At 48.8% G+C, this 25,768-nt stretch carries 25 protein-coding genes; 17 read left to right on the top strand and 8 right to left on the bottom strand.

Going from position 1 to position 25,768, the window contains the following annotated elements:
- Positions 1-130 precede the first annotated feature (130 nt).
- Complete coding sequence (gene mntS, locus M979_RS02725; protein WP_034456469.1) at positions 131-259, top strand: manganase accumulation protein MntS; 129 nt, start codon at positions 131-133, stop codon at positions 257-259.
- Positions 260-578: 319 nt separating this feature from the next.
- Positions 579-2,165, top strand: coding sequence for a phosphoethanolamine transferase family protein (locus M979_RS02720; protein WP_064553597.1), 1,587 nt, complete (start codon positions 579-581; stop codon positions 2,163-2,165).
- A gap of 115 nt (positions 2,166-2,280) precedes the next feature.
- On the opposite strand, the gene ompX is transcribed toward M979_RS02720, so the two are convergent.
- Positions 2,281-2,787 (bottom strand): outer membrane protein OmpX, encoded by a 507-nt coding sequence (gene ompX, locus M979_RS02715; protein ID WP_034456471.1) that lies wholly within the window; start codon positions 2,785-2,787, stop codon positions 2,281-2,283.
- Between the two features lie 369 nt (positions 2,788-3,156).
- Here ompX and rhtA point away from each other — a divergent pair, with 369 nt between their 5' ends.
- From rhtA to ybiO, 6 genes are all read left to right on the top strand, one after another.
- Positions 3,157-4,044 carry a threonine/homoserine exporter RhtA gene (gene rhtA / locus M979_RS02710; protein ID WP_034456472.1) on the top strand — a complete coding sequence of 296 codons (888 nt, stop codon included), beginning with the start codon at positions 3,157-3,159 and terminating at the stop codon, positions 4,042-4,044.
- 305 nt (positions 4,045-4,349) lie between these two features.
- Positions 4,350-4,853, top strand: a complete 504-nt coding sequence (gene dps / locus M979_RS02705) for a DNA starvation/stationary phase protection protein Dps (RefSeq protein WP_034456473.1) — start codon at positions 4,350-4,352, stop codon at positions 4,851-4,853.
- Between the two features lie 363 nt (positions 4,854-5,216).
- Positions 5,217-5,963, top strand: a complete 747-nt coding sequence (glnH, locus tag M979_RS02700; protein WP_034457213.1) for a glutamine ABC transporter substrate-binding protein GlnH — start codon at positions 5,217-5,219, stop codon at positions 5,961-5,963.
- 86 nt (positions 5,964-6,049) lie between these two features.
- Positions 6,050-6,709 carry a glutamine ABC transporter permease GlnP gene (gene glnP / locus M979_RS02695; protein ID WP_034456474.1) on the top strand — a complete coding sequence of 220 codons (660 nt, stop codon included), beginning with the start codon at positions 6,050-6,052 and terminating at the stop codon, positions 6,707-6,709.
- On the top strand, positions 6,706-7,428 hold the full coding sequence (gene glnQ, locus M979_RS02690; protein ID WP_064553595.1) for a glutamine ABC transporter ATP-binding protein GlnQ: 723 nt from the start codon (positions 6,706-6,708) through the stop codon (positions 7,426-7,428). The genes glnP and glnQ overlap by 4 nt, the downstream gene beginning before the upstream one ends.
- A gap of 142 nt (positions 7,429-7,570) precedes the next feature.
- Positions 7,571-9,826: a mechanosensitive channel protein gene (gene ybiO / locus M979_RS02685; RefSeq protein ID WP_064553593.1), complete on the top strand. Its 2,256-nt coding sequence runs from the start codon at positions 7,571-7,573 to the stop codon at positions 9,824-9,826.
- Here the strand turns inward: ybiO and rlmF are convergent, their stop codons facing one another.
- On the bottom strand, positions 9,827-10,768 hold the full coding sequence (rlmF, locus tag M979_RS02680; RefSeq protein WP_064553591.1) for a 23S rRNA (adenine(1618)-N(6))-methyltransferase RlmF: 942 nt from the start codon (positions 10,766-10,768) through the stop codon (positions 9,827-9,829).
- Positions 10,769-10,869: 101 nt separating this feature from the next.
- Here rlmF and M979_RS02675 point away from each other — a divergent pair, with 101 nt between their 5' ends.
- The 6 genes from M979_RS02675 to ybiJ all read left to right on the top strand — a co-directional run bounded on the left by M979_RS02675 (position 10,870) and on the right by ybiJ (position 15,745).
- On the top strand, positions 10,870-11,493 hold the full coding sequence (locus M979_RS02675) for a flavin reductase family protein (protein WP_064553589.1): 624 nt from the start codon (positions 10,870-10,872) through the stop codon (positions 11,491-11,493).
- A gap of 178 nt (positions 11,494-11,671) precedes the next feature.
- A complete protein-coding gene (gene mcbA / locus M979_RS02670) occupies positions 11,672-11,932 on the top strand; it encodes a DUF1471 family periplasmic protein McbA (RefSeq protein WP_034456479.1) in 261 nt (86 codons plus the stop codon).
- Positions 11,933-12,294: 362 nt separating this feature from the next.
- Complete coding sequence (locus tag M979_RS02665; protein WP_064553587.1) at positions 12,295-13,281, top strand: TRAP transporter substrate-binding protein; 987 nt, start codon at positions 12,295-12,297, stop codon at positions 13,279-13,281.
- A gap of 81 nt (positions 13,282-13,362) precedes the next feature.
- A complete protein-coding gene (locus M979_RS02660) occupies positions 13,363-13,860 on the top strand; it encodes a TRAP transporter small permease (RefSeq protein ID WP_034456481.1) in 498 nt (165 codons plus the stop codon).
- On the top strand, positions 13,860-15,161 hold the full coding sequence (locus tag M979_RS02655; RefSeq protein WP_034456482.1) for a TRAP transporter large permease: 1,302 nt from the start codon (positions 13,860-13,862) through the stop codon (positions 15,159-15,161). Before M979_RS02660 ends, M979_RS02655 begins: the two co-directional genes overlap by 1 nt.
- A 323-nt stretch (positions 15,162-15,484) precedes the next feature.
- Positions 15,485-15,745: a DUF1471 family protein YbiJ gene (gene ybiJ / locus M979_RS02650; RefSeq protein WP_034456483.1), complete on the top strand. Its 261-nt coding sequence runs from the start codon at positions 15,485-15,487 to the stop codon at positions 15,743-15,745.
- 189 nt (positions 15,746-15,934) lie between these two features.
- Here ybiJ and ybiB read toward each other — a convergent pair whose 3' ends face one another.
- On the bottom strand, positions 15,935-16,903 hold the full coding sequence (gene ybiB / locus M979_RS02645; protein WP_064553585.1) for a DNA-binding protein YbiB: 969 nt from the start codon (positions 16,901-16,903) through the stop codon (positions 15,935-15,937).
- A 14-nt stretch (positions 16,904-16,917) separates the two neighbouring features.
- The gene (gene dinG, locus M979_RS02640; RefSeq protein WP_064553768.1) at positions 16,918-19,077 is read right to left on the bottom strand and encodes an ATP-dependent DNA helicase DinG; all 2,160 of its coding nucleotides are present in this window, start codon (positions 19,075-19,077) and stop codon (positions 16,918-16,920) included.
- Positions 19,078-19,242: 165 nt separating this feature from the next.
- On the opposite strand from dinG, the gene M979_RS02635 reads away from it, so the two are divergent.
- The 3 genes from M979_RS02635 to M979_RS23715 all read left to right on the top strand — a co-directional run bounded on the left by M979_RS02635 (position 19,243) and on the right by M979_RS23715 (position 21,904).
- Positions 19,243-20,364: a ribosomal protein uL16 3-hydroxylase gene (locus M979_RS02635; RefSeq protein ID WP_064553583.1), complete on the top strand. Its 1,122-nt coding sequence runs from the start codon at positions 19,243-19,245 to the stop codon at positions 20,362-20,364.
- Positions 20,365-20,965: 601 nt separating this feature from the next.
- Positions 20,966-21,721, top strand: coding sequence for a MerR family transcriptional regulator (locus M979_RS02630; RefSeq protein ID WP_064553581.1), 756 nt, complete (start codon positions 20,966-20,968; stop codon positions 21,719-21,721).
- A 75-nt stretch (positions 21,722-21,796) separates the two neighbouring features.
- On the top strand, positions 21,797-21,904 hold the full coding sequence (locus tag M979_RS23715) for a membrane protein (protein ID WP_034456488.1): 108 nt from the start codon (positions 21,797-21,799) through the stop codon (positions 21,902-21,904).
- Here M979_RS23715 and M979_RS02625 read toward each other — a convergent pair.
- The 4 genes from M979_RS02625 to osmF form a co-directional block, all read right to left on the bottom strand.
- Entirely contained in the window at positions 21,885-22,616 is a 732-nt protein-coding gene (locus tag M979_RS02625) for an ABC transporter permease (protein WP_034456490.1), read from the bottom strand. The two genes, M979_RS23715 and M979_RS02625, sit on opposite strands and share 20 nt — an antisense overlap.
- Positions 22,600-23,559, bottom strand: coding sequence for an ABC transporter ATP-binding protein (locus M979_RS02620; protein ID WP_064553579.1), 960 nt, complete (start codon positions 23,557-23,559; stop codon positions 22,600-22,602). The genes M979_RS02625 and M979_RS02620 overlap by 17 nt, the downstream gene beginning before the upstream one ends.
- Positions 23,556-24,713, bottom strand: a complete 1,158-nt coding sequence (locus M979_RS02615) for an ABC transporter permease (protein ID WP_064553577.1) — start codon at positions 24,711-24,713, stop codon at positions 23,556-23,558. Before M979_RS02615 ends, M979_RS02620 begins: the two co-directional genes overlap by 4 nt.
- Positions 24,714-24,822: 109 nt before the next feature.
- A complete protein-coding gene (gene osmF / locus M979_RS02610) occupies positions 24,823-25,734 on the bottom strand; it encodes a glycine betaine ABC transporter substrate-binding protein OsmF (RefSeq protein WP_064553575.1) in 912 nt (303 codons plus the stop codon).
- Between the last annotated feature and the right edge of the window lie 34 nt (positions 25,735-25,768).

Below are 25,768 nucleotides of genomic sequence, written 5' to 3'. Positions count from 1 at the left end.
CCAGCATCACGTAAGCACAAAAATTTAACGAATTAGCAATAGCTATACAATATAGCCTATGCTATATCTGTATGTAATGCAGTCAGCCTTTAAAGGATCTAAGGGCAGCAGATGTTAAGAGGAGGAAAAAATGAACGAATTTAAGAGGTGTATGAGCGTGTTTACACATTCCCCGTTTCAAGTGCGGCTGATGCTGCTCAATATGTTGTGTGATTGGGTTTCCGGGAAACCACAGCAGGGCGAAAAACCGAAGTCATAGGCAGTCGCCCTGCCTTCTTCTCCTTCAGTCTCTCTGAATAATTTCTTTCGCCTGTTTGTAATTCTTCATTTAAATAGAATCAATGAAAATCTCGCGTTTTCGAGCATTAACCCTGGCATTTGTCGGATTTGTTACCTGCTTCGCAAAACACATTTCGCTTATCAGTTGATCTTCTTATCGTACCGCTCTATCTTCTTGCAGCCCTGAACATGAAGCGGCCCGTAGATGCGGTCCAGTTTCCTTTCTTTTCCGTCTGTCAGGCAGGTTCTTACCCTCGTCGCCAGGGTTTTCGCATGGCGTTTAGTAGATCTCGATAAACATGAATTTAACGGTTAAAGATACCCTGACGACCCGCGCAATTGCGCTCAATCCGTGGACTGGCTTTTATTTCCTGCAGTCATTACTGATTAACTTCGCACTCGGTTATGAATTTAGCATTCTCTATGCCGTGGCATTTAGTTGCGTATTAATGCTGCTGTGGCGCAGCGCACCCAAATTACAAAAAGGTTTGCTGGCGATTTGCAGCCTGATTGCTGCAATGTATTTCCCTTTTGGCCAGGCCTACGGCTCGCCGAACTTTAATACTCTGCTTGCCCTGCATTCGACCAACTTTGAAGAATCCACGGAATTGATGACTATCTTCCCGTGGTATAGCTATTTGGTGTCGTTATTTATTCTGGTGCTCGGTGTTATCGCCGTGCGTCGCAAAGTTACGCCGAAAAAAAGAGCATGGTGCCATTTCGACAGTTTATGTCTGGTGATAAGCGTGGTCTGCTTCTTTGTCGCGCCAGTACAGAACCTGGCTTACGGTGGTGTATTTAAAATCAAAGACTCTGGTTATCCAGTGTTCCGCTTTGTTAAAGATGTGGTGGTTAACAACCAGGAAGTCATTGACGAACAAACCCGCATGCAGGCCTTCTCACAAATGAAGGACACCTGGAATGTGCTGGCGGTAAAACCGAAGTATCACACTTATGTTGTGGTCATTGGTGAAAGCGCGCGCCGCGATGCATTAGGTGCATTTGGTGGCCATTGGGATAACACGCCGTTTGCAAGCCAGGTGAAGGGGAATATCTTCATGGATTATGTGTCGGCCAGTGGTTCAACACAGAAATCGCTGGGCATGACGCTTAACCGTGTCATTGATGGCAAACCGCAATATCAGGACAACATTATTACGCTGGCAAACCGCGCTGGTTTCCAGACCTGGTGGTTCTCAAACCAGGGGCAAATTGGTGAATACGATACGGCCATTGCCAGCATCGCCAAGCGCGCTGATGAAGTACAGTTCCTGAAGAGTGGAGATTTTGAAGCGGATAAAAATACCCGTGACGAAGCACTGCTTAAAATGACGGCACAAGTATTTGCTACCCCACGCACTACTCCGCAATTGATTGTGTTGCATTTGATGGGTTCTCATCCCCAGGCTTGCGACCGCACTCAAGGTAAATATAAAGATTTCATTCAGTCGAAAGAAACCTCTTGTTATATCTACAGCATGACGCAAACCGATGACTTGCTAAAACAGCTCTATCAACAGCTGCAAAATAGTGGTGACAGTTTCTCGATGGTTTACTTCTCCGATCACGGTCTTGCCATTAAAGAACGCGGCACCAAGGTGCAATATCTGGCGCATGATGATGAGTTCCAGCAAAACTTCCAGGTACCATTTATGGTGCTATCAAGTGATGATAAAGAACATCGCCAGATAAAGGCGCGGCGTTCAGCGAACGATTTCCTGAATTTCTTCTCGGCATGGACTGGGATAAAAACCAAAGAGCTAACGCCGAAGTACAAATTCATTTCTGAGCAGAATGCGGGGCCTGTCTACATCACCAACTTTAAGCTTAAGAAGGTGGACTATACTCATTTGCAGACGGATGTGTTTGAAACTAAGACTCGCTGATGACTCAATGTTCAGCCTTCAAAATTGGGATTAGCGTTAGCGACATTCCACATTATTGAAGCAAAAAAAATCCGCCACTATGGGCGGATTTTTATTTTCACTGGTTAAAGTGAAATTAGAAGCGGTAACCCACGCCTGCGATCCAGGTGCCAACATCAACGTTACGGATGCGGCTCTGCTCGTAGGAAACGTCCAGAGCAACGTTTTCCATTGGGTTAAACTGCATACCTGCGCCGTAGGAGAAACCGTAGTCGCTAGAAGATGCTTTATCTGAAACATCAGTTGCCTGGTTTTTACCGTAACCAACACCGACTACACCGTAGATGCTTGCCCAGTCGTTGATGCGGAAAGCAGGACCAGCAGTGATGCCGTAGTATTGTGCTTTGTCATAAACGCCATCTTCACTGCGGTTTTTCTCGGTGTAAGTGAAAGAACCGATGTAACCCAGTGGGGTGTCGTTTTCATAACGGTATTTCAGGTTAAAACCGCCAGCTTTGTTAGCAACGCCCTGCATATCGCTCTGTGCGTAGCCACCAGTTACGGTGCTAGTTGCTGCAGATGCGGTACCAACGGAAACAGCCAGAACACAAGCCAGTGCTGAAAGACATGCAATTTTTTTCATAATCCACCTCAAATGTGCTTCAAGTAACTTCTAAGTTTTTAATATATCAAAATTGTGTAAGAAACTCTGCGACATTTACGTTGTCTAACGATTCCTTTCCTGTAACAGAACATTTCCATTACATCGTAGTCCCTTCAATTTGCAGCGCTTTTAACCAAAAGCGCGCTAATTATTGGCATGAATCACAACATCGTCATCCAGATAATTCTTAAACTTATCTGAACAAAAATTATGCATTCAGGCCGTTATGGTACTGCATCAGCAAATTATTTTTTTCAATGAATTCTCAACCAGCCATAACTTATTCATTTACACTGGGGTTACTTTTATTTTCTTGACCGAATTAGACACTGACTGACAGGAAGCAGGATGCCGCTATCGCCACGTAAAACCCCAGTTTGGTTACCCATTGTCGTTCTTTTAATTGCTATGACCTCAATTCAAAGTGGCGCTTCACTTGCGAAATCGTTGTTCCCGTTAGTGGGTGCTCCAGGGGTGACAGCACTGCGTTTGGCGTTGGGTACACTAATTTTGGTTGTGATTTTCAAACCATGGCGTTTGCGATTTAAAGCAGAGCAACGTTTCCCCTTGCTGATGTACGGTCTGGCTTTAGGTGGAATGAACTACCTGTTCTATTTGTCGATTCAGACTGTTCCCTTGGGTATCGCCGTCGCCCTGGAGTTCACCGGCCCGCTTGCCGTAGCGTTGTTTGCATCGCGCCGTGCCGTTGATTTTGTCTGGGTCATTCTGGCGGTACTCGGTTTGTGGTTCCTATTGCCGCTGGGTCAGTCGATTTCGAGTGTCGATTTAGCCGGTGCCGCCTTCGCATTGGGTGCGGGTGGCTGTTGGGCAATTTACATTCTATTTGGCCAAAAAGCGGGAGCCGACCATGGCCCGGCAACAGTAGCTTTCGGCTCGCTAATTGCTGCAGTGATTTTTGTCCCTATTGGGGCATGGCAGGCAGGTGAAGCGCTCTGGCATTGGTCATTGATACCACTGGGCTTGGGTGTGGCAATTTTATCAACAGCATTGCCCTACTCGCTGGAAATGATCGCCCTGACTCGTTTACCTACACGCACCTTTGGTACGTTAATGAGCATGGAACCAGGGCTTGCAGCTTTGTCGGGTATGTTGTTCCTCGGTGAGCATCTGACACTTGTGCAATGGCTGGCATTACTGTCAATTATTGCAGCTTCCATCGGTTCAACTCTCACAATCAAACGCGAAGCTCAGATTACCAGCGTTGACGTAAATTAATTCCCCATATTATTTACCGTGGTTATTGTGACCACGGTAAATATTCTCCCACGATCAAGTATTTATATTTAGACTTATTCTTAGATACAAACAGAAATTATTCCCATTCAATAACCACGCTTTGTTTATTTCCGTCATGCCTCACAATAATAAATTTAAAATCCATTACTAACAATTAGTTACTAAAATCCATCTTGAACCTGCTATTTATCTGATAGGTTTTATCTACTCCGTCACATGCTAAATCCGGTGCTATACTTATTTCCGGTAATTCATTGGACATAACATCAAGAGGACGAAAGATTATGACTACCGCTAAACTGGTAAAAACCAAATCTACCAACCTACTGCATACCCGTAATGATGTTGCAGACAGCGAAAAGAAAGCTACCGTTGAGCTGCTTAATCGCCAGGTCATTCAGTTCATTGATTTGTCGTTAATTACCAAGCAAGCGCACTGGAACATGCGTGGCGCAAACTTTATTGCCGTTCATGAAATGCTCGACGGCTTCCGTACAGCACTGACAGACCACCTTGATACCATGGCAGAACGCGCTGTTCAGCTCGGTGGCGTTGCACTGGGTACCACACAGGTCATTAACAGCAAAACTCCGCTGAAAAGCTATCCGTTGGATATTCACAACGTGCAAGATCACCTGAAAGAGTTGGCGGACCGTTACGCAATTGTGGCAAACGATGTGCGTAAGGCAATCAGCGAAGCGAAGGACGAAGATACCGCCGATATCCTGACTGCTGCTTCTCGAGACCTTGATAAGTTCCTGTGGTTTATCGAGTCAAATATCGAATAATTGCTAGCAATTTGTTACTTCATCCTCCCTTTTTAGGGAGGATAGTTGCACTATTTTAGCGCATGAAATTGTTTATCCCTGCCGCATAAGTTACTCATTTGTAATAATCACTTCACACAATCGTTAACAGACGATTGTTTTGCCGCCTTAATATGCGGTAAAACTACACTTCGCCCTCTTGCAATACACCACGCACCATAACTGGGCACCATAACAGTGCATAGCAACCCGCTTGCAACCAATATTGTGCAATGTTACATATTCACATCCTTGCAAAACAGTAGGTTGAAAACCTGGCATGATTTTTCCATGTTGCGGCTTACTGATGCAGGGGACTGCCCCATGGATAAACAAGGAAATGCTATGAAGTCGATTTTGAAAGTTTCACTGGCTGCACTGACCCTGGCTTTTGCGGTTTCTTCCCACGCCGCTGATAAGAAACTGGTCGTTGCGACCGACACCGCATTCGTTCCTTTCGAATTTAAACAAGGCGACAAATACGTCGGTTTTGATATCGATTTATGGGATGCCGTAGCAAAAGAATTAAAACTGGATTACACCCTCAAGCCAATGGATTTCAGCGGCATCATTCCTGCGCTGCAAACTAAAAACATTGACCTGGCACTGGCGGGTATCACCATCACCGAAGAACGTAAAAAAGCGATCGAATTCTCTGACGGCTATTACAAAAGTGGTCTGTTAGTGATGGTTAAAGCTGACAACGACTCAGTAAAAAGCGTGAAAGATCTCGACGGTAAAGTGGTTGCGGTTAAGAGCGGCACCGGTTCTGTTGATTACGCGAAAGCCAACATCAAAACTAAAGACCTGCGTCAGTTCCCGAACATCGACAACGCATACATGGAACTGGGCACCAACCGTGCTGATGCAGTTCTGCACGACACACCAAACATCCTGTATTTCATCAAAACTGCAGGTCAGGGCAAGTTCAAAGCTGTTGGTGACTCTCTGGAAGCACAGCAATACGGTATCGCCTTCCCTAAAGGTAGCGATGATCTGCGCGTGAAAGTGAACGGCGCACTGAAAACGTTGAAAGAGAACGGCAAGTACAACGAAATCTACAAAAAATGGTTCGGCACTGAGCCAAAATAATAATTCTAAAGTTTTATGAGTGACTCAGGGGCGACCATTTTCGCCCCTGCTATTTTTGAACCACGGTACTTAATAGGAATAAAATCATGGAGTTCGACTGGAGTGCCATTTGGCCTGCAATCCCGCTTTTGATTGAAGGCGCCAAAATGACTTTGCTGATTTCGGTCATCGGGTTGTTTGGCGGTCTGATAATTGGTCTGGTCGCCGGTTTCGCCCGTACTTACGGCGGCTGGATTGCCAACCACATCGCATTGGTATTTATTGAAGTGATTCGCGGTACGCCGATTGTCGTACAGGTGATGTTTATTTACTTCGCTTTGCCAATGGCGATCCCTGACCTGCGCATTGATCCGTTCAGCGCCGCCGTCGTCACCATTATGATCAACTCCGGTGCTTATATTGCGGAAATTACCCGTGGTGCGGTGCTGTCGATTCATAAAGGTTTTCAGGAAGCGGGTTTGGCCCTCGGCCTGTCTAAACGTGAAACCATTCGCCATGTGATTATGCCGCTGGCGCTGCGCCGTATGCTGCCGCCATTGGGTAACCAGTGGATTATCAGCATTAAAGATACCTCGCTGTTCATCGTTATTGGTGTGGCTGAGCTGACCCGTCAAGGGCAAGAAATCATTGCAGGGAACTTCCGTGCGCTGGAGATCTGGAGCGCCGTTGCGGTCTTCTATCTGATTATTACTTTGGTGCTGAGCTTCGTGCTTCGTCGCCTTGAAAGAAGGATGAAAATCCTATGATTGAATTTAAAAATGTCTCTAAGCACTTTGGTAAAACCCAGGTGCTGCACAATATCGATCTCAACATCAAACAAGGTGAAGTGGTCGTCATTATCGGGCCGTCTGGCTCCGGTAAATCTACACTGCTGCGTTGCATCAACAAACTTGAAGACATTACCAGCGGTGACCTGTTTGTTGATGGGCTGAAGGTCAACGATCCGAAAGTTGATGAGCGCCTGATCCGTCAGGAAGCGGGAATGGTGTTTCAACAGTTCTACCTGTTCCCACACCTGACTGCGCTTGAAAACGTCGCCTTTGGCCCGATTCGGGTACGTGGCTTAAGCAAAGATACCGCCGATAAACTGGCGAAAGAGTTGCTGGCAAAAGTGGGCCTTGCTGAGCGTGCGCATCACTACCCATCAGAGCTTTCCGGTGGCCAGCAGCAACGTGTAGCGATTGCTCGCGCGCTGGCGGTTAAGCCAAAAATGATGCTGTTCGATGAGCCAACCTCAGCCCTTGACCCTGAACTTCGCCATGAAGTGCTGAAGGTTATGCAGGATCTGGCTGAAGAAGGTATGACGATGGTTATTGTGACTCACGAAGTGGGATTTGCCGCCAAAGTTGCCTCGCGCCTGATCTTCATTGATAAAGGCCGCATCGCTGAGGATGGCAATCCGCAAGAGCTGATTGATAACCCACCAAGCCAGCGCTTGCAGGAATTCTTGCAACACGTTTCCTGAGTATTACTCTCACCCTACCCCTCTCCCTCAGGAGAGGGCCGGGCTGAGAGGCAACCCTCCAGATAATTCCTGTTTTCCCAACCACAAACACCCGCGCTCTATACTTATTCCTTTGTCTGACTTTTCAGTTCGGAGGAACGCCGTGCCGCTACTCTTGCTACTGCTGTGCATGTTTAGCTTTCAAACGCAGGCCGTCACTCTACCGGCTGCGGCAGTTGCCGCATCTGCCCAACAGAATACGACCACTCCGCCCGCAGAACCCAATCTCGAAGAAAAAAAGAAGGCCTATAGTGCCCTGGCCGATGTGCTTGATAACTCGCAGTCGCGTGATGAACTGATTGGGCAATTGCGCAAAGTGGCCGCCACACCGCCGCCTGAACCGGTGCCTGCTATCGTTCCGCCAGAACAATTAAGTGAAGACAAAACGGTTCTCGAAAATGTGACCGATGTAAGCCGCCACTACGGCGGTGAGCTGGCCCAGCGTTTTGCCCAACTGCACCGCAATATTACCGGTGCTCCACACAAGGCCTTCAATCAACAAACTTTTTATAATGCACTGACGCATTTTACGATGCTCGTCGTAAGCGTTTTTGCCTTCTACCTGGTGATCCGCGCCTGCATGACGCCCATCTGGGCACGTATGGGCAAGTGGGGGCGTAAAAAGAATCGCGACCGATCGAGTTGGTTTCATCTGCCGATGATGATTATCGGTGCGTTTATCATTGATTTGTTATTGCTGGCATTAACCATTTTCGTCGGGCAGATCTTTAGCGACATAATGAACTCAGGCAACCGCACTATCGCTCGCCAGCAAGGGCTATTTCTGAATGCCTTCGCGCTGATTGAATTCTTCAAAGCCATCCTGCGTTTAATTTTCTGCCCTCGATTTCCTGACCTACGCCCATTTCCGGTGCCCGATCAAAGTGCGCACTACTGGAACCTCCGCCTTGCGGGGCTAAGTAGCTTGATTGGTTACGGTATTTTGGTTGCAGTACCAATTATTTCTAATCAGGTAAACGTGCAGGTGGGCGCGATTGTCAATGTGGTGATTATGCTCTGCATCACCCTTTGGGCTCTGTATCTGATTTTCCATAACAAACGCCAGATTCAACAAAGTCTGATTCAATTAGCCGATCGCTCAATGGCGTTTTTCAGCCTGTTTATTCGTGCTTTTGCACTGGTCTGGCACTGGCTGGCGAGCATCTATTTCGTAGTGTTGTTTTTCTTTTCGCTCTTCGATCCGGGAAACAGTCTGAAATGGATGATGGCGGCGTCTGTGCATAGCCTGGCGATTATTGGCATCGCGGCATTTATCTCGGGCATGCTGTCGCGCTGGCTTGCGAAAACCATCACCCTTTCACAGCAGGTACAGCGCAACTATCCTGAACTGCAAAAACGCCTTAATGGCTGGATCTCCGCCGCTCTGAAACTGGCGCGAATTATGACAGTATGCGTGGCAGTAATGCTGCTATTAAACGCCTGGGGGCTGTTTGATATGTGGGCGTGGATTTCCAACGATGCCGGTGAGAAAACTATCGATATTATTATCCGCATCGTGTTAATTCTGCTGTTCTCAGCCGTAGGCTGGACTTTGCTGGCAAGTCTGATTGAAAACCGCCTGGCATCAGATATTCACGGTCGCCCGCTGCCCAGTGCCCGTACCCGCACTCTGCTGACACTGTTCCGCAACGCTCTGGCGGTAGTTATCAGCACCATCACTATCATGATTTTGCTTTCAGAAATTGGAGTGAATATCGCCCCATTACTGGCTGGGGCTGGCGCACTGGGTTTAGCCATTAGTTTCGGCGCGCAAACCCTGGTGAAAGATATTATTACCGGCGTCTTTATTCAGTTTGAAAATGGAATGAATACCGGTGATTTAGTCACCATCGGACCAATTACCGGTTCCGTTGAACGCATGTCCATTCGTTCAGTAGGCGTGCGCCAGGATACCGGTGCTTATCACATCATTCCGTGGTCATCGATCACTACCTTTGCCAACTTTGTACGAGGCATTGGTTCGTTTGTCGCCAATTACGACGTGGATCGGCAGGAGGATGTTGATAAGGCCAATCGTATTCTGAGAGAGGCTGTAGATGAACTGATGGAACAGGATGATATTCGCAAGCTAGTGATTGGTGAGCCGTCGTTTGCCGGGATTGTCGGCCTAACCAACCAGGCCTTTACCGTGCGCGTATCATTCACCACCCAACCTTTAAAACAGTGGTCGGTGCGATTTGCATTAGATGGGATGGTGAAGAAACACTTTGACGCGGCGGGGATTCGCCCGCCGGTACAAACCGTGCAGGTTATGCAGCCCGGCAGCGATACCACTCAGGCGCTTCAGGAGTCACAGGCAGCAGCGGGGGCACTGCCACCTGCCAATCCCACTATCTGACTATTTGTAACGCGTAGCGGCCCAACGAGCGAGTTGTGCGTCATTCATAAAGGTCCAGGCGATGAAGCGGCTCTGCTTCTGACCCTGGGCCATCTCTTTCTTCACGACTTTCTCAACGCCAGCTTCCTGCAATGCGCGGTAAATCAGAGGCAAATTCTCACCACGAGAAACTAATGAGGTAAACCATTGCACCTGACGGCCAAACTCTTTGCTTTCATTAACCATCTGAGTGACAAAGGCAACTTCGCCACCTTCACACCACAACTCTTGTTCACGACCACCAAAGTTCAACGCACCATTTTTATCCTGGCCGAGGTTTACGCGTTTACGTTCACTACCGCTGCGCGCAGCCTGTGCAGAGTCGTGGAACGGAGGGTTGCAAAGTGTGGCATCAAACATCTCATTTTTATGAATCACACCAGGCAGAATCGCGGTTGGCGTTTTCTGACGACGCAGCCGAATCAGACGAGAGAGCCCTGGATTAGCATCGATAATCGCCGTGGCGCTGCGCATTGCTTCAGGGTCCACATCGGTGCCGGTAAAGCGCCAGCCGTATTCGTGCTGGCCAATCAGTGGATAAATACAGTTCGCACCAACGCCTACATCCAACACCGAAGCCTGAGATGGCACCACACCGCCGTTACCTTCAGCCAATAAATCGGCCAGATGGTGAATGTAATCAGCACGGCCCGGTACCGGTGGGCAAAGAAAACCGTCTGGAATACTCCACTCTTTTACGCCATAGAAGTGCGCAAGCAGCGCCCTATTCAGCGCTTTCACCGCCATAGGATCGGCAAAATCAACCGTGGTATCGCCATGCGGGCCAGGTCGTAAAAATGCGCTCAATTCCGGGCTGCTTTGCGTCAGAGCAGGGAAATCATAACGGTTACGATGGCGGTTGCGAGGGTGCAGACCCGGTTTAGTGGTGTCAGGGGTTTTCATTGCGGCTTCTCCTTGTGTGGGCGCGTAAGATACTCTGTGAACCCTGCGGGGTAAATACGCCGCGTGATTTTCGCCTGAGATAAATCAACATAAGGTGCGCTATGTCTAAACGCTATTACTACGAACCTGCCGATGGGCACGGTTTGCCACATGATCCGCTTAACGCCATTATCGGCCCACGCCCTATTGGCTGGATTGCTTCATATAACCAGCAGGGGGCACGCAATCTGGCACCCTACAGTTTCTTTAACTGTTTTAATTATCGCCCACCGATTATCGGTTTCGCCAGTAGCGGCTGGAAAGACAGCGTACGCAACATTGTTGAGACTAAAGAGTTCGTCTGGAATCTCACCACCCGTGAACTGGCTGAACAGATGAATGAAACTTCAGCCTCAATACCGCACGGTGAAGATGAGTTTCTCCGCGCAGGGTTAACCGCCGTTACAGGGCGTAAAGTCAAAGCAAGCCTCGTTGCGGAAAGCCCGGTCAACTTTGAATGCCGTTTGTCGCAGTGCATTCAGCTCACGGCTGCCGACGGTACGGCGATTGATACTTGGCTGGTGCTAGGTGAAGTGGTCGCGGTTCATATTGATGAATCACTGCTAAAAGATGGCATTTACCAGACGGCGCTGGCAAAACCGGTACTGCGAGCGGGCGGGCCATCAGCTTATTACACGATAGATGAGACTTACCGCTTCGATATGATTCGCCCTGACGCACGATAAAATCAGCAAAATCATAAGCCTGTATCTCACTGATCTGTAAGTATTTCGTCAAGTTTTGTCGTTCAAAAAATAAGCACAAGTCCATCAGTTTTTTGCGGCTATTGTTTATCACATAACACCTACACTTTTAGTGCTGATGGTTTTTTAATCGGCCCCCAAAAGCGATGAGGATGTGATTATGAAAAAATTTCTGTATTTTTCTGCGGTTGTCACCCTTGCGGCATTACCATTCGCAACCATGGCAGCCCAGGAATTGTCTGCGGGAAACACCGGTCAACTCCGCCCCGCAGGAACAGTCACTGTCACCGGTGCAAGCAATCTTGACGATCTACAAACCAAGCTTGGAGAAAAAGCGAAAGAAGAAGGGGCAAAAGGCTTTGTTGTTAACTCAGCTAGCGGTCAAAACAAAATGTTTGGTAGCGCAACTATTTATAAATAGCCCCAACAGGTTGACTCCCGGGGTATCAATGATAACGGTTTCCTTTTTGGAGACCGTTATTTTATTATTTCTTATAAATTGTAATTATTTCCACAATTAATAAACGTAGTAATTCCGAGCTATTCAATCGATTATTCCTTCCATTTCCACCTCTAATAATCATGTAAATTCGCTTGTGAAATTGAAATCACTTCTAAAATAAAAAAATAAAGTGAGCGAGGACACAAAAAACAATAAAGCCGCCCCGGTTAAATAAAAAATGTGAGGTAGGAACATTATGGTTATCGGACAAATATCATAAGCTGTTATACAGCAATGTTTGACTCTACTCGTTTCTTAACATTTTGCAGGGAGCAAAATCCATGAATCTTTTCACTCTACCTCGCCAATTACTTTGCGCTTCACTCATCACACTGTGTGCTACAGGCGCAAATGCTGCAGATAAGATAACCTTAAAACTGGCTCACAACCTGGAACGCAGCCATGTGGTACACCAGGCTTTTGAAGAACTTGCCAAAGAGGTACAACAACTTTCCGACGGTAATATGCGTATTCGTATTTATCCGAGCAGCCAGATGGGAAGTGCCAGAGAAACCCTGGAACTTTTGCAAAATGGCGCACTGAATATGACCAAAGGTTCTGCCAGTGATTTAGAATCTTTCGACAATACTTACGCTATTTATAATTTACCTTACTTATTTAAAGACCAGGCCCATTTTAACCGCGTGGTATTTGGTGAAGTAGGTAAAGAAATTATGGATTCAACAAAAGATAAAGGTTTCTTTGCTATTTCCGCTTATGTTGCAGGCACTCGTAGTTTCTATGCAAAAAAACCTATTACCAAACCTGAAGATTTAAAAGGGCTTAAAATTCGTGTCCAGGCAAGCCCCACTACACTCAAAATGGTTGAACTGATGGGCGGCTCGCCAACACCTATTTCATTTGGTGAAGTCTATACCGCCATGCAGCAAGGCGTGGTAGATGGCGCAGAAAATAACGTACCGTCATGGGTTCAGACTCGTCATATTGAAATTGCCAAAGTGTTCTCTGAAGATGAACACACCTCCATTCCTGACTTCCTTGTTATCTCGACTAAAACCTGGGCCAAACTCTCGCCCGAGCAGCAACAAATCTTGATTAGCGCCGCGAAAAACTCCGAAGCCTACCAGCAGAAACTGTGGGAAAAAGTCGATGCCGATTCGCGTGCCCAGGCAAAAGCAATGGGTGCAACTATCGTGAGCGTTGATAAAGCTCCATTCCGTGCTGCAGTAAAACCGCTTTATGACGACTTTGCTAAAGATCCAAAACAGGCAGCTTTGCTGGCTAAATTCGAAAACGCTGCTCAATGATTTTGGCGTTGTAGAGTAGGTATCTGCGGGTGAAGCAATTTCACCCGCTCAGGAACAGTTAATTTTCTCAGGTATGTAAAAATGATACTTAAGCCCATAAAGCTTGCGGTAGACCGGACTATTGCCACTTTTTCGGTGTTGGTGATGATCGCTCTGGTTCTGTGCGTGGTGTGGCAAGTTTTCAGCCGCTATGTACTCAACCAACCCAGCACACTCACAGATGAACTGGCGCGTTTTCTGATGATATGGGTCGGTCTATTGGGTGCATCATATACGGTAGGTGCACAACGTCACCTTTCGATTGATTTTCTTGCCATGATGTTGCCGGACAACAAAAAGCCACTGCTTGGCATTCTCATCAATGCATTGATTCTTCTGTTTTCAGGGATGGTTATCGTCAATGGAGGGTTGAAGCTTATTGAAAAAACATTAGCCACTGCACAGCTCTCTGCGGCACTACAAATCCCGATGGGATATGTCTATATCGTGCTGCCGTTAAGTGGAGCAATCATGATGTTTTATTCACTCTATTTTATCCTGACTGATGCTCAGTCATTAATCAGCAAAGAGGGTCAATAATGGAAACGTATATCGCCCTCACCTTATTTGGCGCCTTCTTCGTTCTGGTGTTTATCGGGGTTCCTATCTCATTTGCAATTGGGATCGCCACCGTCAGCTCAATGCTAATCATGTTCCCATGGGATGTCGCTATCATCACCGTTTCCCAGCGTCTGGCGAACGGGCTGGATAACTTCGCGTTGCTGGCCATTCCATTCTTTATCTTTGCCGGAACCCTGATGAACAGCGGGGGAATAGCTATACGCTTAATTAATCTGGCGCAGATTATGGTTGGTCGTATTCCGGGTTCATTGGGCCACGTTAACGTACTGGCAAACATGATGTTTGGTTCTATTTCCGGTTCAGCTGTTGCAGCTGCTGCTGCCGTTGGCGGCACGCTTTCGCCAATTCAAAACAAAGAGGGTTACGATCCGGCATTCTCGACTGCGGTTAACGTGTCATCCTGCATTACCGGGCTACTGATCCCACCGTCTAACGTTCTGATTGTCTTTTCACTCACTGCGGGTGGCGTATCGGTCGCTTCGCTGTTTATGGCCGGTTATTTGCCTGGCATATTAATGGGCCTGTCGATCATGCTGGTCTGCTGGATTATTTCCAAACGACGCGGTTACCCTGTATCAGCACGCCCTACCTGCGCGATGGCGGCAAAAGCGTTTCTTGATGCGCTGCCAAGTTTATTGCTGGTGATTATCGTCATGGGTGGGATTCTGGGCGGGGTATTTACTGCAACAGAAGCATCGGCAATCGCTGTGGTTTACACCTTTGTGCTTTCGGTTCTTATTTACCGTGAAGTGAAATGGCGCGATTTACCAAAACTCATCCTTGATTCCGTCGTCACGACATCAATTGTACTGTTACTAATTGGCTTTTCCGTTGGCATGTCCTGGGCAATGACCAACGCCGATATTCCGTACATGATTAGCGACACGTTAATGGGCATTTCAGATAATCCACTGATTATTCTGCTGCTTATCAACATCGTCCTGCTGATTGTCGGCATCTTTATGGACATGACTCCCGCGGTATTGATTTTCACACCAATCTTCCTGCCGATTGCCCAGGAGTTGGGTATGGACCCGGTTCATTTCGGCATCATGATGGTGGCAAACCTTTGTGTCGGCCTGTTGACGCCGCCGGTGGGTAGTGCGCTGTTTGTTGGCTGCTCCATCACTGGAGTTAAAATTCAGAACCTTATCAAACCACTGTTACCCTTCTACGCAGCCCTATTCGTCTCATTAATGATGATTACCTACATCCCGGAAATTTCCCTGTTTATTCCTAAACTTCTGGGATTGATGTAAACCCTAAATAAAAAACGGCTTTCGGGCCGTTTTTTATTTCTTCATTCGTAAAAAGAACGCGCAAGCGATTGCAGGCCAGACCTGTTCTATCTTATGAAAAAAAGTAGCAAAAGATGCGAAAAGCGAAGCGGGATCTGTGTCACAAAAATACGGATGATAATTCGCGTGCTAATCATTACTCATTTCAATGAGTTACATTAGCTTCAAAAATTTTGAATAAGGTGGTCAATTCTATTCGATTTATTATTCTGCTTAAAAGTGTGACCATAATCACATCGACGGAACAACGTCACCTTAAACAGAATAACCTGCGAGAATTAATTATGAAAACCATCAAATATGCTGTAGCAGCCATCGCCCTTTCTACTCTTTCTTTCGGTGCTTTCGCTGCACAATCCATCAACCCATCTGAAGCTCAGAACTTAAATAAAGTGGGTGTGGTTTCAGCGGTTGGTGCAACAACTCTGGATGGACTGGAAGCCAAACTGGCTGCAAAAGCACAAGAAGCTGGTGCAAGTGCGTATTCCATCACTTCAGCTAACACTAACGGCAAGATGAGCGGCACTGCGGTTATCTACAAGTAGTTACACGTCATACTTCAAGTTGCAGACGCGTTGATTGCAACTGGAATTATTTTGTGTAGCCCGAGCAATACCTGATACACCCTCATTTTGGAGCTCTGCTCCACCCTGTTTGACTCTGTTATAACCCTTGTTGCCCGCGACCATTTATCGCGGGCTTTTTTTGTCATTTTTCCGTCAAACTGCCGTTAATCAGAAGACCTGATTAACGCGGGCTAAACCTTCCTCATATGTCAAAGCTTCCCCCGTTGCGACAAGACAACATGCCATCTGTGTTTTTAATGACTGCGGTACGGGTTCAACACCTGCAACGCAACGCTCAATCCAGCGGGCGGTCACTTCCGGATCTTTTCCAACAGGCAGAACCACTTCCTTGTCGCTGACTTCCGTCTGGCGCTCACTCACTACACGCGAGCCGAAGCTGTCGATAAGTGTAATCTGTGGGCAGCGTTGCGGATTCGCGTACACTTCCCCTTCGGTTCCATGCATCAGCAAGCCACGGCCGCCAATATCGGCAAAGAATTTTGCGACTTTCGGGACATATTCAGGATGGGAAACACTGGCAAGACGCAATGCGGCATCTTCTTCAAATGGGGTCGCCAGTTTGGCAAGTGTGTGCGCGCTGTTACGAACCCCCATACGCCAGCGCATTGCGAGCTGATCTTCCATCGGAGGGCAAAGCGCACTGACAGGAATATAAACCGGGTGATGGGATTCCAGTTTGGCTTGCGCCTGACCCGCATGTAACGTTGGTTCAATGCCCATCAGTGTAAAAATGGTTTCCGTTAATACACGCGTTGGATCGTGACTAACCCCATGCACAACCACCGGAAATCCAAGGCGATTAAGCAAGATAGCTAGCAATGGCGTGAGGTTCGCTTGTTTGCGAGCACCATTGTAAGAGGGGATAACAATTGGCATCGGTTTGTTGGCTGGAGGCGTAAGAGAAATCATGTGGTGCTTCATCGCGTCATAGAAACCGAGCATTTCCGCCTCGCCTTCCCCTTTGATTCGCAATGCAATCAGTACCCCACCCAACTCCAGTTCTGGTACTTCACCTCTGAGCATGTGGGCATATAAGCCACGAGCGGTGTCAAAATCCAGATCGCGAGCATGGTTCTTACCGCGCCCGACTTCTTTAATGATCTTACGGTAATCCACTCAGATTCTCCTTTCTATTTCTTGCTCACACGTTTGCGCCGTACCGTCTTTTTCGGCGTGGTATCAATCAGTTTAGCTGCTGACGCCTCGGGTTGGCTGATTGGAAACACCGGTAACGCACCCAGTAAACGTTGACCATAATTTTTGGTCAACAGGCGGCGGTCATAAATCACTACCTCACCATAACAGCCATGACTACGAATTAAACGCCCAACTTGTTGAATAAGATTAAATGATGCACTTGGTAAGCTCTGCACTTCAAAAGGATAGCGTTTCAGGGTTTTTAACCATTCACCCTCAGTGAGCACCACTGGGCTGTCGATAGGCGGGAAAGCGATTTTATGGATATGTACCTGACTGAGTAAATCACCCTTTAAATCAAGCCCTTCAGCAAAAGATTGTAAACCAACCAGCACGCTGGTTTCGCCCTGCTCGACGCGTTTACGGTGCAGCTCCACCAGCCTGTAACGTGGCATATCCCCTTGCACCAGTAATGTCAGGCGCAAATCGGTGACATGCGTCAGGAATACCTGCATTGCACGGTTGCTGGCAAATAGCACCAGCATGCCTTTATGCTCACCTTTTGCCAGTTCAGCACGGAAAAATGCCGCCATTTCAGCCAAATGTTGAGCTTCGTTTTCCATGGTCGGCTCAACCGTTAACTGCGGAATCACCAGTTTCCCTTGCTCGACATGGTTGAATGGCGAGTCCAGCGCAATAAATCTGTCACCCGCATCTTCATCCAACCCACTCATCTCTTGCAGACGGTCGAATTTATTCAGCGAGCGCAACGTTGCGGAAGTCACAATCACATGCGGAACGTTGCGCCAGACCAGTTTTTCTAACTGATCACACACACGAATTCCCACACAATGGAAATACAGATGCGGCTGCCCTTCGCGGATTTCACGCGTCACCCATTTCGACACAGGCGCTCCCGATGCCTGCTCCATTGCTGAAAGCCGCCACAGTTTGCTCTGCGTTTCGAAATAGCCTAACGCACGGTTCATGTGCAAAAGTGAGCGGTGCAAACGTACAATATCGTGTGTTCCGGTTTTTTCACCGAGATCGTTCAGCAAGGCCTCAGACAGACTGCGCAATCCTTCCATCAGCTTCGCCAGTCGCTTGCAAATCACCATGATTTCTTCGGGCAGAATGCCCATTTCAAAGCGATGTTCAGCTTCATGCTCGCCGGGTAACCACAACGAAACGATGTTGCTAAACGAACTCAGCAGTTCATGAATTTCATCGCAATGATTGGTCAGGCGTTCAGGATTCGTCAGTGGTGGCGGGCTTTTCGGGCGGAACTGAGCCATGCAGGTTTCGACCAGTTTGGTGAACAGATCAAACTGCAAGCGGCTGTAACCGGGGGTGACCTCGGCGCTCATTTCCAGCGCATCGCGAGCCACATCCGGCAGATGGTGGCCTTCATCTAAAATCAGCAACAGGTTTTTTGCTTCCGGTAGAACCGCGTCACTTTCCATCGCGGCCATGACCAGCGCGTGGTTGGCGACCACCACTTCAGCATCGTCTATTTCACGTCGCGCCACAAAGAACGGACATTCACGATACCAGTGGCAATTACGCCCCAGGCAACTTGCTTTATCAGTGCTCAGGCGCCGCCAGAGATCATCATCAATATTTTGCGAAGTGTGGTCACGTAACCCATCCCATTTGTAGGCATCTAGATCGGTCTTCAGTTTTACGCAACGCTGCTGTTCATCTTTGCTGGTTGGCGCCATTTCATCTTCGAGAAATGCCAGCAGATCGCCCTGTGAGGCATTGTCCGTCGCAAGGGCTGCAAGGTTGCGCGGGCAAACGTAACGCCCACGACCAAATGCTGCGGTAAATTTCAGGTCGGGAATAATTTTGCGCAACAGCGGCAAATCTTTGCTGAAGATTTGATCCTGAAGAGCAACGTTCGCGGTGCTGACTACCAGCGTTTTTTGCTCGCCGCGTGCAATAGCGATACCGGGGATCAGGTATGAAAGCGTTTTTCCCACGCCAGTTGGAGCCTCAATCGCCAGATGACGCCCTGCTTCACCCGCGAGCGTTTTCGCCACTTCGGCAATCATTTGCCGTTGCGGAGAGCGCGGAATAAAGTCTGGGATCTGCTGCTGTAGCGCCTTATACCAGGCGGCGATTTGCTCTTTTTGAGCGGAGGACAAGGCCATAAAAACCACTTTTACTGTATAAACAGCCACTATTGTCCCACTTTTTAAAGCCAGGCTGTATTGTTTTTTCGCAACCACTGTGAGCAAGCCTTGACTCATGACAAGGCGGTCTGCGGCGTACCTTCTCTATAATCGAGCCCGTTTATCCTCCACTGGTATCAAAAAATGGATTATCAACTTAATTTAGACTGGCCTGAATTCTTAGAAAAATACTGGCAAAAAAAGCCGGTCATCTTAAAAAATGCGTTTCCTGATTTTGTCGATCCGATTACTCCGGATGAATTAGCCGGTCTTGCCATGGAAGCAGAGGTGGATAGCCGACTGGTCAGCCATACTAATGGTCAATGGCAGGCCGCCAACGGTCCTTTCGAGCATTTTGACAACCTCGGTGATACTGGTTGGTCATTGCTGGCGCAAGCCGTTAACCACTGGCATGCACCATCTGCTGAACTGGTGCGCCCGTTCCGCGTATTGCCAGACTGGCGTTTAGACGATCTGATGATCTCTTTCTCCGTACCTGGCGGCGGTGTTGGACCCCATATCGATCAATACGATGTGTTTATTATTCAGGGAATGGGTAGCCGTCGCTGGCGCGTGGGTGACAAACTGCCAATGCGCCAGTTCTGCCCACATCCTGCGTTGTTGCATGTTGATCCGTTCGAGCCAATCATTGATCAAGACCTGGAACGTGGCGATATTCTGTATATTCCACCGGGCTTCCCACATGATGGTTTCACTCACGAAACTGCACTCAACTATTCCGTCGGTTTCCGTGGGCCAAATGGCCGTGATTTGATCAGTAGTTTTGCTGATTACGCGTTGGAAAACGATCTGGGTGGTGAGCACTACAGCGATCCTGACTTAACCGTTCGCGAACATCCTGGCAAAGTTGAAGGCTACGAACTTAATCGCCTGCGTGACATGATGATGGAAGTCATCAGCCAGCCGGAAGATTTCAAGCAGTGGTTCGGCCGCTTTGTTACCACACCGCGCCACGAACTGGATGTTGCCCCCGCAGAGCCGCCATATCAGCAAGATGAAATCCTTGATGCGTTAATGGGTGGCGAAAACCTGACACGTCTGAGCGGTTTACGCGTGCTGAATGTTGACGGTGAGTTCTTCGTCAATAGCGAAGCAATGGAAGCGCCTGTCCCGGCAGCAGCGGATGCATTGTGCCGTTACACCACCCTTGGTCAAACAGAACTCGGCGACGCGTTAGAGAATCCGGAATTTGTTAACGTACTGACTGAGCTGGTTAATCAGGGCTACTGGTATTTCGACGACTAAATCTGATCCAATGACTTAACGACAGATCTATACCTTAGATAATTCGAGTTGAATCAAGGCAGTAAGATAGTGAGTCCCGATGAGCTTACATCAGTAAGTGATTCGGGCGAGTGAACGCAGTTAGCAAAGATGCGGCTTGAAGTATGAAGGGTATATGCCCAAAATAATTCGAGTTGCATCGCGGCGGCAAGAAAACGAGTCCCGATGAACTTACATCAGTAAGTGATTCGGGCGAGTGAACGCTGTCAGCAAAGATGCGGTTTGAAGTATGAAGGGTATATACCCAAAACAATTCGAGTTGCATCGCGGCGGCAAGAAAACGAGTCCCGATGAGCTTACATCAGTAAGTGATTCGGGCGAGTGAACGCAGCCAACAAAGATGCGTCTTGAAGTATGAAGGGTATATACCCAAAATAATTCGAGTTGCATCGCGGCGGCAAGAAAACGAGTCCCGATGAGCTTACATCAGTAAGTGATTCGGGCGAGTGAACGCAGTCAGCAAAGATGCGTCTTGAAGTATGAAGGGTATAAATAGTTCACCAAAATTATCGCCACTGACTACATTTATACGGGGGCTTCCCGAGCAGATTGTGGGGATAACATGGCGCTTTATACCATCGGTGAAGTGGCTGTGCTTTGCGATATTAACCCCGTGACGTTGCGTGCCTGGCAACGACGTTATGGGTTATTAAAACCTCAGCGCACGGATGGCGGGCATCGCTTGTTTGACGATGACGACATCGAACGTATCCGTGAAATCAAACGCTGGATTGAAAACGGCGTTCAGGTCGGCAAGGTGAAAGCCTTATTGGGCTGCGAGCTTCAGGATCTGGAAAGCGGCTGGCGTGAGCGCCAGGAACTGCTGCTCCACCATTTGCAAAGCGGCAGCCCGAACCGATTACGTACCTGGATGGCTGACATTGGCCGTGATTATCCCGCAGAAACCCTCGTTCACCAGCTTTACACTCCCCTTCGCCGCCGCCTGCAATGCCATCAAGTCACATTGAACACCCTGCTTAGCCTACTGGACGGCGCACTGATCAACTACATTGCGCTATGCCTCGCGTCGGCGCGTAAACGCAGCGGAAAAGATGCGTTATTGGTGGGTTGGGACACGCCGGATACCACGCGCTTGTGGATGGCTGCATGGATGGCAATCCAGCAAGGTTGGCGTATTGATGTTCTGGCCCATCCGCTCCATCAACTGCGACCTGAGCTTTTTGCTCATCAGACATTGCTGGTGTGGTGTGGCGATACACCGACCACCCATCAGCTCGACCAACTGGAGCTTTGGCGCTGTGCAGGACTGCAAATTTTCCCACTGATGAGCAACGGGCAGTCGACCGAACGCGCATAAGGCAAAGTTAATAGTTCATTAACAAGCCCGCTTCATCTTATAATCGCCTGCGTAACGTATGGAGCGGACATAAAGATGAAACTAAGTAAAATAGCCTTGGTGGGCGGCATGCTGGTAATGGCTATCGGCGGAATTGGCGGCGTGATGCTGATGGGTTATATCGTCATCCTTCATAACGCGTGATGTAGCGCAAAAGACGTTCAAACAGGCGGTCAATAACAATTGCCGCCATCGCGACCAGCACAGCCCCCTGAATAACATAGGCGGTGTTAAAACCGCTCAAGCCAATGATTATCGGCGAGCCTAAAGTGCTGGCACCAACGGTTGATGCAATCGCCGCAGTCCCGATATTAATAATCACCGAAGTGCGAATCCCTGCCAGAATCACCGGTGCTGCCAGTGGCAACTCAACTTTTCTCAACATCTGCCAGCGGCTCATACCGGCGCCCAACGCAATCTCTTTGGTTGCTTCCGGCACTGAGCCAATTCCAGCCAGTGTTCCCTGTAAAATAGGCAGCAAGCCGTATAGCACCAGGGCGATAATCGCAGGCTGCTGGCCAAACCCCATCACCGGCACGGCTATCGCCAACACCGCTACGGGCGGGAATGTTTGCCCGGCGGCAGCGATGGTTTCAACCAGAGATCGAAATTCCAGCCCCGCAGGCCGCGTCACTGCAATGCCAAGCCCCATACCAATAACAATCGCCACTACGCTTGAAACCCCAACCAGCATGAAGTGCTTTAACGCCAGCGCAATAAAACTATCTTGTTGATAAAGCGGCCTTTCCAGTTCTGGAAACAGCCAACTGAACAATGAGCTACTGTATGGCATCACCACCAGCAGTGCGATAAAGAGAGCAATCAACCACAGTAACGGATCACGTAACAGGCGCATTTTCACCTCGTAGCTCTTCACCGCGCACTAAATCACTAAAATGCAGTACGCCACAGGGTTCGCCTTGCTGATTTACTACCGGCAACTGTTGGCACTGGCGGTCAACAAACAGCGATAGTGCCTCACGCAGAGTGATCGTTTCACTGATCGGTTCGCCCTCTAAACGTTCCTGTGTTCGTACGCGATCTGCAACCTGGCGCAACGATAACAAGCGCACACCTGACTCGCTGCGACCAAAGAAGTCACGTACAAAATCTGTCGCCGGGTGAGTTAACAACTCCAGCGGCGTACCTTGCTGAATCACCTTTCCCCCATCCATTAACACAATGCGGTCAGCAAGCGTCAGCGCTTCGTCGATATCATGCGTAACCAGCACAATGGTGCGTCCAAGCAGTTGGTGGATGCGAATAATCTCTTGCTGAAGCGCGCCGCGTGTTACCGGGTCTAACGCCCCAAACGGCTCATCCATCAGTAGCACTTCCGGGTCGGCCGCCAGCGCCCGCGCGACACCCACACGTTGTTGTTGTCCGCCTGAAAGTTGATGTGGGTAACGGTCACGAAATTGCTCAGCTTCCAGACCGAGCAAAGCAAGCAATTCGTCAATACGCGAACTGATACGTGCTTTCGGCCATTTGAGCAGTTGCGGAACGGTGGCAATGTTCTGCGCAACGCTCCAGTGAGGGAACAACCCAATAGACTGAATCGCGTACCCCATACGGCGGCGTAGCGCTTTAGGGTCAAAATTGCGGATCTCTTCTCCGGCGAAGCGAATGCGCCCGGTATCATGTTCTACCAGGCGGTTAATCATTTTCAGCGTGGTGGATTTCCCGGAACCGGAAGTGCCAATCAGTACCGTAAATTCGCCTTCCTTGATGTTAAGCGTCAACTCACTTACAGCGGCTTCGCCCTGGAAGAACTTGCTGACATTTTCAAATTCGATCATGGCTGTTTTTCCTCAAGTAATGAGATAAACAGTTTAAAAAGCGCGTCGAGAATAACTGCCAGTGCAATAACCGGGATCACACCGAGCAAGACTAAATCCAACGCACTACTGAGTAAGCCCTGGAAGATAATCGCCCCAAAGCCACCAGCACCAATCAGCGCTGCAATCACCGTCATACCAATGGTTTGCACGCAAACTACGCGTAGACTGCGTAGCAAGACTGGCAATGCCAGCGGCACTTCGGCCTGCCAGAAAATCTGCCAGCGCGACATCCCCATACCCTCGGCACTTTCAATAATATTGCGTGGAACGTGCTGCAAACCTGCGACAACACCGCGCACCAATGGCAGCAAAGCGTATAACACCAGTGCGATGAGTGCTGGAGCCACACCAATCCCGCTCACTCCTAGCGAGCCGAGCCACGGAACTAACTTCACAAGTCCTGCCAGAGGCGCAATTAATAGCCCGAACAGTGCCACCGAGGGCACAGTTTGAATGACATTGAGCACCGAGAACACCGAAGACTGCCAGGCCGGACGGGCATAGCAAAACACGCCCAACGGCACGCCGATTAACAGCGCGGGGAACAACGTGCCCAGCAGCAAAGCAAGATGTCGAGTCAACGCGTCATCAAACACATCCTGCCGGTTGGCATACTCTTTAAGCAGTGAAAGGTCGGAAAAAAAGCCGCTCCACAGCAGAGCTATCGGTATGAGCCAGACCTGCATATTGAGCAGTAAACGCCAGAGCGCATTGGTTGTCAGGCGGTTGATGGTATCGGCACAAAGCAGAAGGCACAGAGTTAAAGATAGCCATAATCCGCTACCAGGAGACGTTCGCGCAAGCGTACTCCCTTGCGCAGCAAATTGTGAAGCGGTGTGCCCCATCATCCACAACATGGCGATAAACAACAGCTCGCCCGTAATAAACGTCAGTATCAATGACAGTCGCCGGGAAGGTGCCAGAGTCAGGCATGCCAGAATAAGTACTGGAAGAGAGAGAATCAGACCAACATGTTCAGGAAGCCGGCTAAGCGCGATAGATTCCCCGGAAACCAGGCGGTTGGGTGCAAAGTTGATAAATGGCAAAACTGCGCCTGCTACCACCAGTAAAACCACCAGCAGTAACAGGACGCGATTATGAATTTTGAGCAAACAGACATCCTGTAATTGTTGTCTTGCCGGATGACGCTTGCGCTTATCCGACCTACTTCAACCTTTAGTGTGGATTAGCGTAAGCGGCATCCACCACAAGATCAGCGACCTACTTCACGAAGCCTTTTTGCTTCAGGTAATCAGCAGCCACTTTTTTAGCATCCAGGCCTTCAACTGCAATGCTGGCGTTAAGCTGCTGCAGGGTTTTCTCATCAAGGGAGGCAAACACCGGTTTTAACCACTCGCCCATTTGAGGATAAGCCTTGAGCACACTTTCACGCACCACCGGCGTTGGAGCATAAATCGGCTGCACGCCTTTCGGGTCGCTTAACGTTTGCAAACCCAGTGCTGCCACCGGGCCGTCTGTGCCATAGGCCATTGCCGCATTCACACCTGAGGTTTGCTGAGCAGCAGCTTTAATCGTAACAGCGGTATCACCACCGGCTAGAGACAGCAACTGTGGCTGTTCGAGTTTAAAACCATAGGCTTTTTCAAAGGCCGGAAGCGCATCGGAGCGTTCGATAAATTCAGCGGAAGCCGCAAGTTTGAATTCACCGCCTTTTTTCAAATAAGCGCTGAGATCATCAAGCGAGGTGAGTTTGTTTTTTTCGGCCAGATCTTTGCGCACCGCGATGGTCCAGGTATTGTTGGCCGGCGCAGGCGTTAGCCACACCAGATGATTTTTTTCAGCATCAAGCTTTTTGACTTTCTCATAACCCTGCCGGGCGTTTTTCCAGGCTGCGTCTTTTTCATCTTTAAAGAAAAATGCCCCGTTACCGGTATATTCCGGGTAAATATCCAGCTCACCCGCAGTAATCGCCCCACGGACAACCGGCGTAGTGCCTAGCTGCACTTTATTCACAGTTTTGACGCCGTGGCTGTCCAGTACCTGCAAAATGATATTGCCAAGCAGTGAGCCTTCGGTATCAATTTTTGAACCCACTTTCACCGGTTCCGCAGCTTGTGCTCCTGCGGCCAGCAAGACTAATCCCGCCATGCTCCAACGCGCTGATACGTTCATGTGCTTCCTCACTGTTTTTCTTTGCTTAAAAATC

This window comes from Buttiauxella noackiae ATCC 51607 (assembly GCF_001654865.1).
Classification (GTDB): domain Bacteria; phylum Pseudomonadota; class Gammaproteobacteria; order Enterobacterales; family Enterobacteriaceae; genus Buttiauxella; species Buttiauxella noackiae.
The sequence above is the reverse complement of the archived record's forward strand: the minus strand, read 5'-3'. Positions and strand labels throughout refer to the sequence as shown.

Excerpts from the sequence above, each read along its gene's own strand:
- M979_RS02630 (WP_064553581.1), top strand. The coding sequence starts at position 20,966 with ATGGCGCTTTATACCATCGGTGAAGTGGCTGTGCTTTGCGATATTAAC.
- ompX (WP_034456471.1), bottom strand. The coding sequence starts at position 2,787 with ATGAAAAAAATTGCATGTCTTTCAGCACTGGCTTGTGTTCTGGCTGTT.
- rhtA (WP_034456472.1), top strand. The coding sequence starts at position 3,157 with ATGCCGCTATCGCCACGTAAAACCCCAGTTTGGTTACCCATTGTCGTT.
- glnQ (WP_064553595.1), top strand. The coding sequence starts at position 6,706 with ATGATTGAATTTAAAAATGTCTCTAAGCACTTTGGTAAAACCCAGGTG.
- M979_RS02620 (WP_064553579.1), bottom strand. The coding sequence starts at position 23,559 with ATGATCGAATTTGAAAATGTCAGCAAGTTCTTCCAGGGCGAAGCCGCT.
- M979_RS02675 (WP_064553589.1), top strand. The coding sequence starts at position 10,870 with ATGTCTAAACGCTATTACTACGAACCTGCCGATGGGCACGGTTTGCCA.
- rlmF (WP_064553591.1), bottom strand. The coding sequence starts at position 10,768 with ATGAAAACCCCTGACACCACTAAACCGGGTCTGCACCCTCGCAACCGC.
- glnH (WP_034457213.1), top strand. The coding sequence starts at position 5,217 with ATGAAGTCGATTTTGAAAGTTTCACTGGCTGCACTGACCCTGGCTTTT.
- mntS (WP_034456469.1), top strand. The coding sequence starts at position 131 with ATGAACGAATTTAAGAGGTGTATGAGCGTGTTTACACATTCCCCGTTT.
- glnP (WP_034456474.1), top strand. The coding sequence starts at position 6,050 with ATGGAGTTCGACTGGAGTGCCATTTGGCCTGCAATCCCGCTTTTGATT.
- mcbA (WP_034456479.1), top strand. The coding sequence starts at position 11,672 with ATGAAAAAATTTCTGTATTTTTCTGCGGTTGTCACCCTTGCGGCATTA.
- M979_RS02655 (WP_034456482.1), top strand. The coding sequence starts at position 13,860 with ATGGAAACGTATATCGCCCTCACCTTATTTGGCGCCTTCTTCGTTCTG.
- osmF (WP_064553575.1), bottom strand. The coding sequence starts at position 25,734 with ATGAACGTATCAGCGCGTTGGAGCATGGCGGGATTAGTCTTGCTGGCC.
- dps (WP_034456473.1), top strand. The coding sequence starts at position 4,350 with ATGACTACCGCTAAACTGGTAAAAACCAAATCTACCAACCTACTGCAT.
- M979_RS02635 (WP_064553583.1), top strand. The coding sequence starts at position 19,243 with ATGGATTATCAACTTAATTTAGACTGGCCTGAATTCTTAGAAAAATAC.
- M979_RS02660 (WP_034456481.1), top strand. The coding sequence starts at position 13,363 with ATGATACTTAAGCCCATAAAGCTTGCGGTAGACCGGACTATTGCCACT.
- dinG (WP_064553768.1), bottom strand. The coding sequence starts at position 19,077 with ATGGCCTTGTCCTCCGCTCAAAAAGAGCAAATCGCCGCCTGGTATAAG.
- M979_RS02625 (WP_034456490.1), bottom strand. The coding sequence starts at position 22,616 with ATGCGCCTGTTACGTGATCCGTTACTGTGGTTGATTGCTCTCTTTATC.
- M979_RS23715 (WP_034456488.1), top strand. The coding sequence starts at position 21,797 with ATGAAACTAAGTAAAATAGCCTTGGTGGGCGGCATGCTGGTAATGGCT.
- ybiJ (WP_034456483.1), top strand. The coding sequence starts at position 15,485 with ATGAAAACCATCAAATATGCTGTAGCAGCCATCGCCCTTTCTACTCTT.
- M979_RS02665 (WP_064553587.1), top strand. The coding sequence starts at position 12,295 with ATGAATCTTTTCACTCTACCTCGCCAATTACTTTGCGCTTCACTCATC.
- M979_RS02720 (WP_064553597.1), top strand. The coding sequence starts at position 579 with ATGAATTTAACGGTTAAAGATACCCTGACGACCCGCGCAATTGCGCTC.